The 17399-nt window shown below is 43.6% G+C and carries 12 protein-coding genes; 4 read left to right on the top strand and 8 right to left on the bottom strand.

Annotation, left to right across the window (positions count from 1 at the left end; all coding sequences use genetic code 11):
* Positions 1 to 42: 42 nt before the first annotated feature.
* The 3 genes from OCU87_RS07050 (at position 43) to OCU87_RS07040 (ending at position 5830) form a co-directional block, all read left to right on the top strand.
* Positions 43 to 3228 carry an ExeM/NucH family extracellular endonuclease gene (locus OCU87_RS07050; RefSeq protein ID WP_261858103.1) on the top strand — a complete coding sequence of 1062 codons (3186 nt, stop codon included), beginning with the start codon at positions 43 to 45 and terminating at the stop codon, positions 3226 to 3228.
* Between the two features lie 159 nt (positions 3229 to 3387).
* Complete coding sequence (locus OCU87_RS07045; protein WP_261858102.1) at positions 3388 to 4326, top strand: LysR family transcriptional regulator; 939 nt, start codon at positions 3388 to 3390, stop codon at positions 4324 to 4326.
* 298 nt (positions 4327 to 4624) lie between these two features.
* Positions 4625 to 5830, top strand: a complete 1206-nt coding sequence (locus OCU87_RS07040; RefSeq protein WP_261858101.1) for a NupC/NupG family nucleoside CNT transporter — start codon at positions 4625 to 4627, stop codon at positions 5828 to 5830.
* Between the two features lie 76 nt (positions 5831 to 5906).
* Here OCU87_RS07040 and deoR read toward each other — a convergent pair whose 3' ends face one another.
* On the bottom strand, positions 5907 to 6641 hold the full coding sequence (gene deoR / locus OCU87_RS07035) for a DNA-binding transcriptional repressor DeoR (protein WP_083540915.1): 735 nt from the start codon (positions 6639 to 6641) through the stop codon (positions 5907 to 5909).
* A 244-nt stretch (positions 6642 to 6885) separates the two neighbouring features.
* On the opposite strand from deoR, the gene OCU87_RS07030 reads away from it, so the two are divergent.
* Positions 6886 to 7947 carry an endonuclease/exonuclease/phosphatase family protein gene (locus OCU87_RS07030; protein WP_261858100.1) on the top strand — a complete coding sequence of 354 codons (1062 nt, stop codon included), beginning with the start codon at positions 6886 to 6888 and terminating at the stop codon, positions 7945 to 7947.
* Between the two features lie 88 nt (positions 7948 to 8035).
* On the opposite strand, the gene OCU87_RS07025 is transcribed toward OCU87_RS07030, so the two are convergent.
* The 7 genes from OCU87_RS07025 to OCU87_RS06995 all read right to left on the bottom strand — a co-directional run bounded on the left by OCU87_RS07025 (position 8036) and on the right by OCU87_RS06995 (position 17390).
* Positions 8036 to 8485 carry a hypothetical protein gene (locus tag OCU87_RS07025; RefSeq protein WP_261858099.1) on the bottom strand — a complete coding sequence of 150 codons (450 nt, stop codon included), beginning with the start codon at positions 8483 to 8485 and terminating at the stop codon, positions 8036 to 8038.
* A gap of 196 nt (positions 8486 to 8681) precedes the next feature.
* Positions 8682 to 10151 (bottom strand): DEAD/DEAH box helicase, encoded by a 1470-nt coding sequence (locus tag OCU87_RS07020; protein ID WP_261858098.1) that lies wholly within the window; start codon positions 10149 to 10151, stop codon positions 8682 to 8684.
* 178 nt (positions 10152 to 10329) lie between these two features.
* A complete protein-coding gene (locus OCU87_RS07015; RefSeq protein WP_062690394.1) occupies positions 10330 to 11103 on the bottom strand; it encodes a ribonuclease H family protein in 774 nt (257 codons plus the stop codon).
* A 173-nt stretch (positions 11104 to 11276) separates the two neighbouring features.
* Positions 11277 to 11927, bottom strand: a complete 651-nt coding sequence (locus OCU87_RS07010) for a hypothetical protein (protein ID WP_261858097.1) — start codon at positions 11925 to 11927, stop codon at positions 11277 to 11279.
* Positions 11928 to 12116: 189 nt separating this feature from the next.
* A complete protein-coding gene (locus tag OCU87_RS07005; protein ID WP_390960641.1) occupies positions 12117 to 13604 on the bottom strand; it encodes a glutathione synthase in 1488 nt (495 codons plus the stop codon).
* A gap of 29 nt (positions 13605 to 13633) precedes the next feature.
* Positions 13634 to 15562 carry an ABC transporter ATP-binding protein gene (locus tag OCU87_RS07000; protein WP_261858096.1) on the bottom strand — a complete coding sequence of 643 codons (1929 nt, stop codon included), beginning with the start codon at positions 15560 to 15562 and terminating at the stop codon, positions 13634 to 13636.
* Positions 15555 to 17390, bottom strand: coding sequence for an ABC transporter ATP-binding protein (locus OCU87_RS06995; RefSeq protein WP_261858095.1), 1836 nt, complete (start codon positions 17388 to 17390; stop codon positions 15555 to 15557). The genes OCU87_RS07000 and OCU87_RS06995 overlap by 8 nt, the downstream gene beginning before the upstream one ends.
* Positions 17391 to 17399 lie beyond the last annotated feature (9 nt).

Below are 17399 nucleotides of genomic sequence, written 5' to 3'. Positions count from 1 at the left end.
ACACTGTTTAAAAAGAATTTAGGGATTGAAGGACACCCCATCATGAATAAAAAAGTCACCTTACTTTCCGCTGCTATCGCATCCGTATTAGCAGCACCAGCAATGGCTGGTATTAACGATATTATTATTTCTGAGTACGTTGAAGGCACTGGTGATAACCGTGCAATTGAAATACTCAATACTGGTAGCGCACCGTTTACTTTCAATGGCGATCAAGCACTATATTACGCGAGCAAATCAAGCTCTGGTAGTATTCACAATAACCAAATTTACACCCCCGAAGGTACGCCAGTATTAACAGGTGTCACCATTCAACCAGGTAAAACAATTGTTGTTGCTCACACTGATGCAAAAGACGCATTAACAAATGCAATTAAAGCAAACAATGCTGAATCAGTAGTTGGTTCTGATTACAATCAGACAAAATATAACTCGATGAACTTCAGCGGTGATGATGCTGTATTTATCGCGGATTCAAGCAATGCAAACAATAAATATGATGTTATCGGTGTTAGTGGTGAAAACTGGGGAACAGATAAAACATATCGCCGTTTAGCAACCGCTGCAGCACCATTAACAGTTCATAACCCAAAAGCATGGTTAGTTAAACCTAAAGACACTGTTGATGGCCTTGGTGACCCTACTCTTGCGACAGAAGAAGCACCAGCTACACCTTGTAGTGACTCTGGAATGAATAGACTCTATCCTGGTGATATACAGGGCGAAGGATTCAAATCTCCATTAATTACTTCAGGCTATATCAGTAATGATGAATACCTAGTTCAAGGTATCGTTAGCGCAGTTTCAACTAGCTATAAAAAAGGCTTCTTCTTATACGCAACTGATGGTAAAGAGTTAACCTCAGATGGCGTATTTATCAAAACAGACGGTCAAGTCAGCAATGACATGGTTGGTCAAGAAGTCTGTGTTAAAGGCTTTGTTCAAGAAGAATATGGCCAAACCCAAGTTATCGCGACAGATGATAAATGGGAAACCGTTAACGCAAGTGGATCTCAGCCGAAAGCAGTAGACCTTAAACGCATTCCATCTGACGGCCAATACTTCCGCAAAACCTTAGAGCGCCATGAAGGCATGTTAGTGCGCTTAACAGATAACATGGACGAAAGCACCAAAGAAAACGAAACCATGCGTGTTTCGCGTACTTTCAGCTTTGACTTTGACAGCTATCGTAACAACATGGTGTTATCGTACAAACGCCCTAACATGCAGCCAAACCAAGAACATGTCGCTGGCAGTGAAGACTCTATTGCCCAACATAAGCAAAACAATGACTACCGCTTATATGTAGATACAGACAAAAGCGCATCCAATGGTCATATCCCGTACTACCCTGATTTCAACAGCAATCCAGACAAAAACTACATTCGTATTAACGACAGTATCACTGGCTTAGAAGGCGTGCTTGTCTACGCCCACAGTAACTACCGTTTACTGGCAACCAATACGATCACCAGCAAAAACATTACCCATAATACGGATCGTAAATCCAAGCCTGAGCTGAATGATTCAACCGAATCTGACAAGTTTGCTATTCGCTTTGCGACTCAGAACGTATTGAACTACTTCAACTCGCCGTTTGGTGGTGCAAGTAACCAACATGGTGACAACCGTGGTGCAGATAGCGAGTTAGAGTTCCAGCAACAACAAGCTAAAATTGTTAAAGCAATTATTGGCTTAGATGCTGATGTTGTTGGCTTAATGGAAATTGAAAATAATGGCTTTGGTAACTACAGTGCGATCACTGAATTAGTAAAAGCCATTAATGACAACTACTACAAAGAAAACTACAAAGACCGCAACAAAAGTGAATCAATTCACAACAAATACGTCTTCGTAGGCTTCGATTCAGATGGCAATACCGTGCTTGATGAGTTTGATTCTGTTGGTTCAGATGCTATCAGCTCAGGCCTACTATACCGTCCAAGTAAAGTCTCGCTAGAGCAAGCGAAAATCATCCCTATGCCTTCGCAGCAAGCACCAATGATCACTTATGAAGATGGTAGCGCGATTACAGGTAAAAAAGGTGAAATTCGTGAAAACGGTAAGAACTACCAGCGCGATACTATTGCCGCGACTTTCCGTATCCACAACACGGGTAAAAAAGTCACTGTATCGGTTAACCACCTGAAATCGAAAGGCTCTACCTGTTGGGAAGATTGGCAAGGCTGGGAAACTTGGGAGAAATTTGACCCTAAAGAAGATGATGTTAAGAGCAATCAAGACTTCCAAGGTTCATGTGAAAACTTCCGTGTTGCCGCTGCTGAACAACTCGGTAAAGAAATGGCAAAAATCGGTGGTGATCGCATCATCATGGGTGACATGAACTCTTATACACATGAAGACCCTATGCTAGTGCTAACCTCTAATCCAACAGGTAAAACACTGAAAGCCGCTCGCGATACCTTCATCGGTAAACGACCTCAATTTGGTGAAAATGGCGCTATCATCACTGATAGTTACGGTTATATTAATGCTGTTAGCCTGAAAGATGCTGAAAACAAGAAAATGAGCTGGAGCTACTCTTACAACGATGAGATCGGCTCACTTGACCACGTTCTTATCTCGCCATCCCTTAAGAAGCACCTATTGGATGCAACAGACTGGCACATCAATGCCGCTGAATCGACGCTGTATGATTACAACCAAGGCCGTAAAGGTTTAAGTAGCAGCGAAGAGAAAACGACTCCGCATAACTTCTATGCTGAAACGCCTTACCGTTCATCTGACCACGACTCTGCAATCATGGCACTTGGTTATGGTTACGGTGAAGCTGATGGTGCGCCAGTTCTGCTAACCACTACCAGTGGTCGTATGGATGTGCCTTATTCCATTAACACAGATAAAGCACTTATTGGCGATATCGCTGAAATCTCATTCTCTCCAGAACCTGAAGACATGAGCAAAGTTGCACTACCTACAATGAAGTTGAGCAAAGATGGTAAACAACTTGTAGAGTTTGACGTTAGTGGTATCGAACCAGGCAACTACACTGTGACCATGAAGCTAACACGCCCTAGTGCGCAAAAAGCTTCAACAGCAACAACCGTGGCTGGCTCAGAAGTGAGCATGCAAGTTGAAGTGGCTAAACGTGACTCAACGAAACCAAAAGTAGTAATTCCACCATATGACGGTAGCGGCGGTTCATTTGGCATCTTCGGTTTACTGTCTCTACTGGGTTTAGGCTTCTTACGTAAAGTAAAAAAATAATCTAAACGCGGTATACACGTAATACTCATCTCAAGAGGCTAACTTCGGTTAGCCTCTTTTTTGTAAACTATCCATTCCTCTAGTTACCTCAATCACCTTCACTACTCGCAATACCAAATATGCTAAGCTCTGCGGGTCAATTCTCATCGAGCATACATTTTGAGCCCAGAACGCGCTGGCCAGATGGTCATCTTTCACTCCCTTGTTAAGGCGGGAAACTTTACCGCTGCAGGTAAACAACTCGGTGTATCTACATCACACATCAGCAAACAATTGGGTGCATTAGAAACGGCACTGAATGTTAAACTAGTACAACGTACAACCCGTAGTTTTACCCTAACAGAAGCCGGTGAAACCTATCTACATTATTGCGATCATGTCGTAAAAGCCATGCAAGATGGCGAAGCGATAATGGAAGATACACGCGATGAAATTTCAGGTGTTTTACGCTTAGGTATTTCACAATCTTTTGGCACCATGCATTTGATCCCAGCTATTGAACAATTGCAGCGCCACTACCCTAAATTGCGCGTTGAAATCAGCTTGTTCGATCATAAAGCCGATATGATCGAAGATGGCTTAGATCTTTGGATCACCAACTATGAACACATCCCTGATGGTTATGTCGCGCAGCGCCTGGCTGAAACATGTTTTGTGGTGGCAGCATCGCCAGAATACTTAATGCATCACCCTGCCCCCTTACACCCAAAAGAGCTGACTAATCATAATTGCTTAACGTACCGGAGCCGCCAGAGAAACTATCAATCTTGGTCTTTTAAACAACATGACAAACAATTAAAGATTGACGTTGAAGGCAATTATCGTGTCGATCTTGCTGAAGCCGTACGCGATGCCGCTATCGCTGGCTGGGGAATTGCTTACTTAGCGACTTACTTGCTAACTGATGAATTTAAAACCAATAAACTCATTCAATTATTACCTGAGTGGCAAGCTAACCAAGCTATGCCATTTTATGCGGTATACCCAAGTCGAGCACATTTACCTAAAAAAATATCCGCAGTGATCGGCTTTTTTAAAGACTACATTGGTGATACGCCCTACTGGGATATTGAACTTCGCCAACATATTGCTATTTGATACCTTAAAAAACACCGGTTTGTCAGGCTCTTTACTGTATTGCCAGTACTTTCTGATGGCAACAATGCTGATTAAACAATCAATATTGTTGCCGTGATCATTCGTATCACCCAAAACATCTTTTCCAAATGGAAATAATCTTCTAAATGAAAATAAATAGCACTTATATATTAACAACTTAAAAAACCAGAATGTGGCACGCCGCTCTCTCATTACAGAACGCTAACATTCACCCCTTGCAACCGTTTGCGTCATGCATAAAATGCAGCGCCTACACACTCTGTTACAAGGTTCACCCATGTCTTCTTTACTTGGTATTGTGGCTATCTTAACGTTTGCCTACTTATTTTCTAACGATCGTCGCAACATCCCATTAAGAACAGTTAGCCTAGCCTTTTCATTACAAATTCTTTTCGCTTTACTTGTTCTGTATGTCCCTGCCGGCAAAACCGCCCTTGGCGCTGTTAGCAACACCGTATCAAGTGTTATTGATTATGGACAAGAAGGTATTGCGTTCTTATTTGGTGGCTTAGCAACAGGCAGCGTTGGTTTCGTATTCGCAATTAACGTACTGGGCATCATCATTTTCTTCTCTGCGCTTATTTCGGCCCTGTACCATATTGGCTTAATGCCAAAAGTCATCAATATTGTTGGCGGTGCACTGCAAAAGCTACTTGGTACTGGACGTGCAGAATCCTTATCTGCAACCGCCAATATTTTTGTCGGCATGGTCGAGGCTCCCTTGGTCGTCAAACCTTACTTAAAGAATATGAGTGATTCACAATTCTTTGCAGTAATGACATGCGGCCTTGCCTCTGTTGCTGGCGGTACGTTAGTTGGCTATGCATCACTTGGCGTTGAATTGAATTTCCTAATTGCGGCGGCATTCATGTCGGCACCTGCGGGCCTACTGATGGCGAAAATCCTATTTCCGCCAAGTGAAAAAACCAATAATGAAGACGAAATCACTTCCGTTGATTTACCACGCGCAACCAATGTTGTCGAAGCATTAGCAGACGGTGCGATTGCAGGCTTACGCATTGCCGCAACCATTGGTGCAACATTACTTGCTTTTATCAGTGTTATTGCATTATTGAACGGTCTGTTAGGGACTATCGGTGATTGGTTTGGTCTGACGCTTAGCTTTGAATTGATAATGGGTTACTTGTTTGCCCCTGTCGCATACCTTATTGGTGTGCCATGGAGTGAAGCAATTACTGCGGGCTCGCTTATCGGTAACAAAGTCATCGTCAACGAATTCGTTGCCTTCATTCAGCTAATGGAAGTAAAAGATCAGCTAAGCCCACACTCTCAAGCCATTATTACTTTTGCACTGTGCGGTTTTGCGAACATTTCGACCATGGCGATACTAATTGGTGGACTTGGCAGCCTTGTACCAGAGCGCCGTACTTTTATCTCTAAACATGGGTTTCGTGCCATTACGGCTGGCGTACTAGCCAACTTAATGAGTGCTGCTATTGCTGGAGTCATTTTGTCACTCTAAGACGTTAGATACGCGTTACAGATGATCAAAAAAGGGGCTCTATGCCCCTTTCTAATACTGTCACTATCATCGTAGCCTACGTCTCGTATTCTGCCGGTATATCTATATCAGAAATAATAATATCAACACTGTTTAGGCTGCAAATAAACGCAGATTTCACCACACCAAACTTGCTGTTATCAATCGCCAGTACAACATTCTGAGATTGTGTAATCGCCCTTTTCTTATACGCCAATTCGTTAAACGAGTAACACGTTAAGCCATGCGCAGGATCGATACCTGCCGCAGATAGAAAGGCGGTATCGAAGCGGATATTGTCGATCTCGCTGCTATCACCTAAAGGGTAAAAGTTATTATGCTTGCTATCGTAAGCGCCACCACACAGAATCACATGACAGTTTGGCTTATTCTTGAGGGCCATAAAAACATTCAAAGAAAAACAAACACCAGTAAAAGATATTTCATCACTGATCGCTTGGATAATATGAACAATGGTTGTGCCGTTATCAAAGAAAACCGTTTGATTATCAAAAACTAAGCATGCAGCCTCTTGGCCTATTTTCGCCTTTTCTTTAACATGATTAGTACTCTGTTCGTTAATGACATATTCAAGTTCAGCTGCACCAATTTGCTTCTTTACTACATAGCCACCAATTAAACTCACCAATACGTTTGGCTCATTAAAATCACGGCGAATCGTCATTTCAGATACATTTAAGCTTTCCGCTGCATCTTTCAAATGAACCTTCTCTTCTCCCAGCAACAACTCCGATAATTGCCTTATTCGTTTTTCTCTTTTTGTTTCTACCATCAACTCACATACCAATTATTATCATCTTTGCATTTTAGATGACTTTCCTATGCCCTAACAGACGCAAACGATGCGTCTGTGCACATAAACCAATAAAGTACTGATTATATTGAGTGTTTAACATCATCACCTTGATCTATATATATGAGACTAACAATTAAAATACGATATCTGCTCTCTTTGATTTGCGCTCTATACCATTAGCCGTCACTATAGATACACGCTTCACTGCTTGGATCTTCCTTTGCCTACACAGCCTACTCCAGATGTAACGAACAACACCCTAAAAATAGCGACGTTCAATCTTTTCAATTACATTGAACCCCCGCTGGCCTATTACGATTTCGAGAATATTTATAGCCAAGAAAGCTGGCAAAAAAAGCAAGATTGGATTTGCGACTATGTCGAGCAATATCAACCAGACGTGATTGGCTTTCAAGAAGTATTCAGTGCTGATGCCCTACAAGATTTGTTAGCGAAGCAAGGTTACGTTCACTTTTGCGTCGTCGATGAACCCACTATTATTGATGACTACATCTGCCGCGATCCTGTGGTTGCTTTAGCGTCTCGTTACCCAATTAAGGCTGTATCTGCAATTTCAGCTCCTTTCGATGTTGCGGAAAGCATCGGGCTTGATCCAGAATTTTCGTTCAGCAGGAAACCATTACGAGCAACCATAGATTTGCCCCATGTGGGTGATACTGATTGCTATGTGGTGCACTTAAAGTCGAAGCGTCCCATGCTTGAAGCTAGTACAGAACAACATACTGCAGGTGCAAGCACTCCGTCGACGAAAGCACAGGTACTCGCCACGTTAAAAGCAGAAGTGATAGGAAGTTGGGGATCATCGATTCAACGAGGAAGTGAAGCCGCACTTTTATATTACGCCATCATCGAACGCAGAGAAGATACAGGTAACCCTGTGGTGTTAATGGGTGACTTTAATGATGATATTCAGCAGACCCCTTTACAATGCTTAACAACAAATAGCATTCGAGATCGCCAAGTATCCGATCAAAAACAGATTCTGGATACCTTTTGGTTAGCAGACAGTTTCAAACTTTACCAAACCACCGATCATGCCAATAATGTTACTCGCTCGCCGACTCACTATTTTGGGGCGAAAGGTAACGTGCTGGATTACATCTTATTATCCTGCGAATTCAATGCTGAATATAACGCCAGTTTGTTTGAAGTCAGTGATTACCAAACTTATGATCGTCATTTAATCAATCCAATTTTTGACCGTGATGGCAACAGTACAGACCACGGTATTGTGAATATTACACTCAGCCTTCGCAGCTAACACCCGCCTTCCAGTCATTGATTATTAAGTTCGTAGCTTAGTCGCTTAACCTCACCAACCAATGACACCTGATTTTAATCAGAGCCTGTTACTTCCGTGGTTTCTTACCTAAACGAACACCATCACGGATGTTCAGGCTGATCATGGTTGCATTAGTTGCCCCTGCCAGTAACTCAATCACTTGGAGTAACCAGTAACGGGTATCAAATAAACCTTCCGCTGACCATGCAGCTAAGAAATAAGCTGCAGGTATCAAAATAACAACACCATTAAAAGCCGCAATTTTCAATCGCATCGCTTTGACAGCTAAAACACCTTTTGGCTCTGCTGGATAAAGCTTCTTACCTGAAATACCAACAACCATCATCGACAGTACAAGCACGGCGACCCACTGCAAAATGGTTTGCTTCACCAGCGTAATAGTTTCATACGAGCCGAATAAGTCAGCAACAACGCTTGATGTAAAAAAGGTCGTTATCATCAATAAAGCGATAATACCGGCTAGGCGGTGGACTATTTTAACGGCGGCTCTATTCATCAAACTCTCACTTGCTCTTAAGTTGTGTTATGGCTTTTCAGCACTGTAGAACAAAGAATAGAGCGCAATAGTTGCAATTGCAACTATTTTTACGGCAATTATCATCCAAGTTGACCCTTTATTATTGATTTACAGACAATAAAAAACCCGTTAACTCTTTCGAGCTAACGGGTTTTTAAAACAAAGTGATTAGCGATTAACGCAACACACCTCTGTTTTGTGGTGTACGTGGACGACGCGGCTTCTCATCAGTGTTGCTGCGACGAGGTTTACCTGCAGGTTTGCCTGTCGCTTTAGCTGCACCAGCACCAGCTGGCTTAGGCTTTCTTGCTGCACCGTTACCAGCATCACTGCCAGACGCTTTACCAGCGTTAGCTGAAGGCTTGTTTGTGCCTACATGACGTCGGTTTTTACCCTGAGGCTTATGGCCCTTCGCGTTGTCACCAGAACGTTGACCATCTTTATGATCAAGACTTGGTTTTTTCGGTTTCTTCGCTTTAATTGGGCGTGTATCTAAGCGCGACGGTGGCAGACCATTCACAGGCTTAAAGCCATCAATCATTTCACGATCAATCAATTTTTGGATCAAACGTTCAATCGCCACTAGCTCTTTGAATTCATCAGCGCTGACTAATGAAATCGCATGGCCTTCTGCACCTGCACGGCCAGTACGGCCAATGCGGTGAACATAATCTTCAGGTACATGCGGTAAATCTATATTGACGACTTGTGGCAGTTGATCGATATCGATACCACGTGCCGCAATGTCCGTCGCAACAAGAATATTGATCTCGCCGCTCTTGAAATTTGCCAGTGCTTTAGTTCGTGCACCTTGGCTCTTGTTACCGTGAATCGCCGCTGCTTTAATACCTTTACCTTCAAGGAAAGCAGTTAAGCGGTTCGCACCGTGTTTAGTCTTAGTAAACACCAATGCTTGCTGCCATTTATTATCTTTTATCAGCTTAGCTAGCAGTGCAGATTTCTTGCTCTTATCAACAGGGAAAACAGATTGTTTTACCGTTGGAGCCGTTGTATTACGCGATACAGAAATCTCAACTGGGTTATTCACCAAACCTTTTGCTAATGCACGAATTTCATCTGAAAACGTTGCAGAGAAAAGTAGGTTCTGACGTTGCTTAGGCAATACTGCGATAATTTTACGAATATCACGAATAAAACCCATGTCCAGCATGCGGTCAGCTTCATCTAATACCAGCACTTCAAGTTGATCAAAACGCACGGCTTTTTGGTTGTACAAATCCATCAAGCGACCCGGTGTCGCCACAAGTACATCGGCACCTTGACGCAGACGCATCATTTGCGGGTTGACCTTCACGCCACCAAATACAACAGCAGAACTTAGTGGTAAATGCTTCGCATAAGTCGCTACACTTTCAGCTACTTGAGCTGCAAGCTCACGGGTTGGCGTTAGCACTAACGCACGTACTTGGTTCGATTTCACACGAGGACCACCAGACAGGCGCTCCAAAATTGGCAGTGTAAAACCCGCTGTCTTACCAGTCCCTGTTTGTGCCGCCGCCATTACATCCTTGCCTGCAATAACAGCAGGGATAGCTTGCGCTTGAATCGGTGATGGCGTGTCATAGCCTTGGTTTGCTACGGCTTTTAAGAGAGGGGCTGATAAGCCCAAAGAGTCAAAACTCATAAGATCATCTTTTATTGTAATGTTTCATAGTGAAGACCGCCTAGACGACGGGGGGCGTGTAGCATACAGGATAATAAAGTTCTGTGCTGAATTTATTCGCCATAGACCCAAGTGACCTAAATTCTCAGGTTACTTGGGTAGTTAACACAGACTCTATTACCTAAAAAGGGGGGACTGCCTATCCTGCTCGAAGAGCAAGTAGCTTAGCGGTATCTGATGTATCTGGGTAACGGCAAAATTCAGTCATTTTCTGATCAATACCATAAATAGACATACGATCGGCCAGTTCGTTTCCTTCAATACCAATATGCGCTTTGACATGCGATACAGTCACTTTGTCTTTAATACTGTCGTAAAGTGCATGCGCTTGCTGAATCACTTCCAAGTTTTTGATATCGCCTGGTGTTTGTCGCTTCCAACCTTTTTTCTTCCAGCTGTATGCCCAGACGGTAACGCAGTTGATTGAATACTGTGAATCGCATAATACTTGAACAGTTTTACCAGCGTCTAAATCCGCTTTCGCAATCAATAAGGACTGATGCAGTGCATTTAGCTCGGCAGAATTGTTTGTGCCATGCGGATTAAACAAGCCATACCACAATTCTTCTAATGTGTTCTGACGATACACAGCAACACCTGAACTCGCTTTACCAGGGTTAGGATCGCAGCCACCATCACAGAAAATATGAACATCACTCTTAATCATAGGGTTAGCCGAACTAGAACCTGCTTTCTTCGTCGCTGCTGGTTTTGATCCCGCCGTTTTGCCACTTGCCGCACCTGCAAACGTTTTTGCATGACCCGCAGAGAAAGCAGCTTTGGCTTCAGCTTCTGTAGGAAAAGATTTGTACTTTGCCTGTGGGTACTTTTCCACCAACTTTTTGGTATAAGGCCAGTTGGTAAAGATACCTGTTTCTCGACCCACCCAAACTACATAATACTTCTTTGCCATACCTGACCCTTTTTATTAATAGAGGCACAGAGCGTCTATAACAAAGCGCTCATAAAAAGATAGTCTCCTACTTTTCTGCGAGATACAAACAGATACAGTGATACAGAGCAGAAACACAACGCAATCGTGTTCACTAAGGTGAAAAAACATTATAAAAGGCGAAAGATAAACCGTTATTTAACAAAACCCGTTGGTGTCACTTTAATCACCTTGGTCGTGTTTACGCTAGGATCGTCAGCCATGCTTTGGGCTGGCCCGTGGCTAAAATAAGCCAAACGAATACTAGAGGTCACATCAAAAGCTTCATCAGTATTCATTTCATTGATTACAATTCTATCGCCGACAAAGAGAGAATCGATTTGTTGGATGTCACCGTATTTAGTATTCATGTTATACAAACCTATATACCAATGAACACCACTCCCTTGATTGGAAACTGAAAATGGCACAGCAAAAATCATTTCATCTTGGACATAAGTGAAATTCAACACTGTGATTCGAGGATAATCAACACTCACCACACCGCGCTCTTGACCAAATTGGTATTCACCTACCGCAAAATGATGGCCGTTATATTCCTTTAGTTCCATCAAGGGAACGGCCAGCTTTAGCTCGGGTAACTCAACCTGCCAGTAATTGTCTGTTTGGAAACTAAACAACATCCGCATGACATTACTCTTTTCTTTCGTTGCGACAGACACCGGTTGCTCGTCAACATAGATATCATCATTGGTAAAATTAAAGCGATAAATACCCGCAGCCAGCACCAGGCAGCTAATCCCTACAAGGAGTAAAATGATTTTAACCAAAAGACTTTTAATCACGAGGTGTCCTTTATATTACTTAACAAGCAAAAATACAGCGTTCAAAACAAGCTGTACGTTAAAAGTAATTAAAAGAAATAGCAAGGATAGATAGGAATCACGAGGATAAAAAAGACAAATAACAAACGTGTCCAGATTAGCCTTACAGTCACTATCAAGGCCAAACTGAACACATATTAAAACAGAACGTTATTCAATCAGTGTAATCGAATCAAGTATCCCTTTACCACTATGAATACCGCCCTCATGCTCTTGAGCGGGTTTACTACGCACCAAATACCCTGCATATCCTTCAAAATCAGTCACAGGCTTGTCGTTGTAAAACGCCGTGAATAAACCAATTTCACTCACTAAATCATTAACCACCGTTACCTCCCCATCACGCACAGCCAAGGTCGGTTTATTACGTTCATGCGGATAAAGGCGTTGCATTAATGCCCATGCATCAAATTCATTGTCTTTTAGCTGCTCTAACCGCTCTGTGATCTGTTCACCAAACACACAGTGTCCACCACCCTCGCCTTGGTTTTTAAGCACCCACTCTTCTTTCACTGCTTCTGTCTTGAACCAATGAATAGTGTCAGCATTAATCGGTAACATAGCCGCCAATACACGCTTAATATGATTCGCTTCGTCAAGGCTCCCCCCCCAACGCGTAAAGTCTTCAGCAGGCATCATGGTGATAAGCATCTGCATGGTTTTGCTGGTCGCTAATTGCTGACTGATGGTCGCATTCACCGCCACGTTGTGCTTTTCAATAAACACCCGTGTTTGGCTCAGGGTATGGCAGCACTTTTCCTCTGCTAACTCGGGCGAGAAGTAATCCATGTATTGGTAACCTGCACGCAGGTACACCACATCAATACCACCAATATCTTGCAGCACTAAGCGGTTGTTATCCCCCGTAGACAACTGGCAGGACAGCTGACCAAATGTACGTCTAACGGTGCGAATACCCATTTCTTGTAACGCGACTTCTAGCAAGTGCTGATCGTAAACATTATCTTCCTTGTCTTGCACTACCATCAAGAAGGTCGGTTGTTTACTGTCATTAAACTCGGCGTGAACACTATGTGCCGCTGTTGCAATACCTTGGGCAAGTTGCGTTAAACAAGCATTGTCTTCCGCTGCGCCATCTTTATCTTCAGCCCAGACATTATACTCTTTAGGCCATTGGTTTTTCACATAGCGATGAAGTTGCTGCGCACGCTGTCCAAATGGCCCCATACCCGCGGCAATACCATTAAACTCGATGACTTTTGCACCTTGTACACGATCATCCATAAAATCGGTACGCATTAATAACAACGGCTGTCTTGCCGCTTTCAAAGGCGCATTGTGTGTACCATGGATCTGCTCGTGCAACTCCATTAAGCGACCAAAGAAGGGCTCCGCTTTTGCCATTTCAACCAATGACGATTGCAGGTAATCATGATCTTCCGAAATGCGACTGATCAACTTGGTAATCAATGGGGTTACCGTTTGCAAATTTTCAAATACATGACGTTTCATTGCCATAGGGGCAAGGCTGAATGGACAATGCCTTGCCGTGCCATCACTATTTTTGATCGCCACACCGTGCATGATTTCCCACTCACAAATATCATTGATGGCTTGCTGAGAAGGTTGTACGTTCGTTTCCAGAGGCGAAACATTTGATACATTCGCTTTATTCATTATTTTAAAATCCTTCATTACGGTGTTGCTTATACAGTAACGCTTGCTGGTGCCAAACCAAGGTCGATATTTTCATCTTGATTGTCTTCTTCTGCCTTTTGGGCAAGGTATAAATCGCGGTAATGCCCTGCAGTTATCAATAATTCATCGTGCGTACCACTTTGAACAATCTCACCTTGGTGCATGACGAGAATCTTATCAGCCTTCATTACGGTTGATAATCGGTGCGCAACGGCAATCACGGTTTTCGCCTGCTGCATATTTGCCAGTGCTGCTTTCACCGTATCTTCTGTTTCACTGTCGATATTGGCCGTCGCTTCATCCAGTAAGAAAATCGCAGGGTTATGCGCCAATACACGTGCCATTGCAATCAATTGTCGCTGACCAAGCGATAACGATGAACCGCTATAGCCAGGCTGATGATCGTATCCATCTTCAAGGCGTTCAATAAACTGCGCCGCCCCCGTTTGTTCTGCCGCATGAATAGCAGCTTCACGCTGAGTTTGTTGATGTGACAAGTCGATATTTTCAAGCACGCTACCACTGAAAATATAGGGCTCTTGCGAAACCAAACCCACTAATTTTCGGAGCTGTGCATCAGGTAAACTCGCAATATTCTTACCGCCAATAGTAATTGCACCTTGTTGGTGCTGGTAAAAACGCATCAGTAAGTTAATCACCGAACTTTTACCACTGCCGCTATGCCCAACAATCGCGGTGAACTTACCGCTTTCAGCTGTAAAGCTCACATTGGATAACGCGTTATGTTTACCATCATAGCTAAACGAGACACCGTCGAAGGTAATCGCTTCAGGATGAGAGGCTTGCACCTCTGCGCTATGATCTGGAGCAGCTGGTGTTTTGTCCTCAACTGCCTTGTCATCAACAGCTTGGTCATCAGTCGCTTGGTCACCAGTAACTTTGCCATCATCGGCTTTCGCCTCATGGCTAAGTGGCTCATCCAATAACTCAAACACACGCTTTGCCGATACCGTTGCCACTTGTAGCTTTCTTAGCTCCATCGATAACTGACGGAAAGGTTCAAAAAAGCGCTCAATATAATTTAAGAAAGCGTACAAGGTACCTACAGCAACAACACTGCCCCAAGAAGACACACCAAACCACGCAATAATCCCAATTGCTGTTAAGGTGCCGATTAAGCGGGTGAACGGAGCCAGCATTAAGCTATCGATCGCGATAGAGCGATTGCGATACGCCAGCCAAGCCTCGTTGTCTTTTTCAAACTTTTTACCAAACGCGCGTTCTTGACCAAAAGCTTGAATAAGCGCCATGCCCTGTAAAGATTCATTGATCGTATTATTTATATTGCTCACTTGTTGACGCACACCATCAAAAATAGGCATCGATAAAGTGCGATACCAGTGCATAGTCAACAGCAAGATTGGGATCAAAAATAAACTCAGTAACATCAATCGCCAATCCAACAAAGCAATCGCGATAAAAATGGCCACAATACGAACCGTACCTTGCAAAATGGTCGGCATGGTCGTCACAAACATATCGCGTAACGACTCAGTATCGTTGGTGACATAAGACACCATTTTCCCGGCGGGTACCCGATCAAATAAACTAATCGGTAACTTTAATAAATGCGTATAAAGCTGTCTTCTAACATCATTAACCACCAACAACGCACCATGACGAAACATCACAGATTGCGCATATTGAAACGCCGCCGATACCACGTAAAACAACATGACCGCGCCACACAATAAGCCTAAGTGCGACCAATCAAATGTCTGCGGCACTATCACGTCATCGAGAATGATTTTTACTAGCCATGGAATCGCCATCTCGGTACTTATCGCTACAATTAACAGCGACATCGCAGCAATAAATCGCATTTTATGCGGCAGAGAAAATGCCAGTAACCTCAAAAATGGCGAACCTGATGCCGCTGCTTTTGATTTGATTGTGTGATTTAACCCATTAAGCATACTGTTCACCCGCTTCTTCACTTGCCTTGTTGCTAGCCTTTTCACTCACAGCGGAAACAAGTGTGTTCGCTTGCGACTGTACTTGCTGTTGTCGAAAGTTGGCTTGGTTCTGTTTGGTAAACACACGTGCGTACCAGCTTTCATTGGCCATGAGTTCACTGTGCGTTCCTTGCTCGTGAATACTGCCATTTTCCATCACCACAATATGATCGGCCGTCATCAAGTTCGCGAGGCGTTGGCTGATCATCACTATCGTCTTATGGTTAAAGTGATGCTTAATGTTCTTCCGAATTTTCGCTTCTGTCTTCATGTCTAGCGCACTGAAAGGATCATCGAGCAACAAGATCTCATTGTCACTTAATAGTGCACGCGCTAATGTCAAACGCTGCTTTTGACCGCCAGATAAATTGCCGCCATTTTCATTCAAGACAGTTTTAAACCCGTCTGGCAACGCGTGGATTTCATCCAGTATGCCAGCCATATCTGCCACATGAATGATCTCGGCTTCCGAGGCATCTGGACGCGCTAATGCAATGTTTTCAGCAACCGTGCCTGAGAATAAAAACGGCTTTTGGGGCACCCATGCAATCTTGCTGCGCAGTGCGTGAAAGGTTAGCGTGTTAATCGGCATATCTGCTAACGTGATACGTGAAGACTCAGGCAGACTGTATTGCCGTAACAACAAATTAATTAAGGTACTTTTACCACCGCCCGTTGGGCCAGTAATACCTACAAAACCACCAGCGGAAACGGAAAAGTCCACCTGTTTTAACGCATGCTGCGTAGCGGCTGGATACATAAAGTGATCGATATCAACAGTAATATCGAGCATCGCATCAGCTGGTAATTCTGCTTCACCTTCTTTGACCATAGGCTGTTGAGCAAACAGCTTTTCTAATCGACGCCAAGAGGTTGTACCTCGTTGGAAAATATTGAACTGCCAGCCAAATTGCAGAAACGGCCCTAATAATTGCGCAAGGTATAAAGTAAAGCTGGTAAACAGCCCGACGGTAATATCACCAGTGCTGATTAACCACGCGCCGTAACCCAATGAAATCACAAACGATGAGCCATAGATCAACTGAATTGTTGGACCAAATAATGAATCAATTTTGGCAACTGAGATATTGGTCTCTAACGTATGATCGAGCGTGTCGTCGAAACGGCTTTGCTGACGTTGATTTAAACCGTGCGAACGTACCGCACGAATTGCCGACACAGATTCACGGACTTCTTCATTTAACGATGAAAACGCACCTTGTGCGCGACCAAATCGACGCTGTAAATTCGAGCCATATTTATGGGTCACATACACAAGTAATGGGAAAGGCAGTAGTGCCGCGAGCGTTAATTCACCACTCACTACAAACGCCATCCCAAAGATCACAGTTAAGCCTGCGATCAATGAATCCACCATGGTCATTACACCACCGCCAGCAGCTTGCTCGACAGCATTCAAATCGTTGGTAGCGTGTGCCATTAAATCGCCGCCACTGTGGCGCGCGTAAAATTCTGGGGTTAAACGCGTAAAGTGCCAGAACAATTGCTGTCTGATCACCTGTGTAATACCCACAGATGCCCCGTATAGCTGGCTATGCCACACATAACGCAAACCATACATACCAAAGCCAGCGGCAAGAATGGCACCTAAATGCGTCGCAAGAAGAGTCCCCGTTAGCCTGTCTTCGCTAATCGCATCCACAATGCGACCAATCAACCAAGGCGGAACAAGGTTAAGTAAAGCAACAACCTGTAAGCCAATAAACGCAATCACATAATGACGAGAAAACATTCTTATGTAACTACGCAATTTCCACAATATTTCCATGAATCAAAA

It is taken from the genome of Photobacterium sanguinicancri (assembly GCF_024346675.1).
Lineage (GTDB): Bacteria > Pseudomonadota > Gammaproteobacteria > Enterobacterales > Vibrionaceae > Photobacterium > Photobacterium sanguinicancri.
Note: the sequence above shows the minus strand (reverse complement) of the source record. Positions and strands in the feature narration are given on the sequence as shown.